We start from the raw sequence: 635 nt of genomic DNA on the forward strand, positions 1-635 counted from the left end.
ATCATGGACGTCGTCAACGCCGAGCAGGCCCGCATCGCCGAAGACGCCGGTGCCGTGGCCGTGATGGCGCTGGAACGCGTTCCGGCCGATATCCGCGCCCAGGGCGGCGTGTCCCGCATGTCCGATCCCGACATGATCGACAAGATCATTGCGGCCGTGTCGGTGCCCGTGATGGCCAAGGCCCGGATCGGGCACTTCGTCGAGGCGCAGGTGCTGCAGTCCCTCGGCGTGGACTACATCGACGAGTCCGAGGTCCTGACCCCGGCGGACTACACCAACCACATCGACAAGTGGAACTTCACCGTTCCGTTCGTCTGCGGTGCGACCAACCTGGGCGAGGCSCTGCGCCGSATCAACGAGGGCGCGGCGATGATCCGGTCCAAGGGCGAGGCCGGCACCGGGGACGTCTCCAACGCCACCACGCACATGCGCCAGATCCGYGCCGAGATCAAGAAGCTCGCCGGCATGGCCGAGGACGAGCTCTACGTCGCGGCCAAGGAGCTGCAGGCCCCGTACGAACTGGTCAAGGAAGTTGCCGCGACCGGCAAGCTCCCGGTGGTGCTGTTCACCGCCGGCGGCATCGCCACCCCGGCCGACGCCGCGATGATGATGCAGCTCGGCGCCGACGGCGTGTT

At 67.9% G+C, this 635-nt stretch carries 1 protein-coding gene; it reads left to right on the forward strand.

Annotated elements, in window-relative coordinates; translation table 11 throughout:
* Nucleotides 1–635, forward strand: a 635-nt coding sequence (pdxS, locus tag AC1D0A_RS21970; protein WP_476946842.1) for a pyridoxal 5'-phosphate synthase lyase subunit PdxS, incomplete at both ends; no start/stop codon positions are given.

Source organism: Arthrobacter sp. P1_D4 (assembly GCF_056406115.1).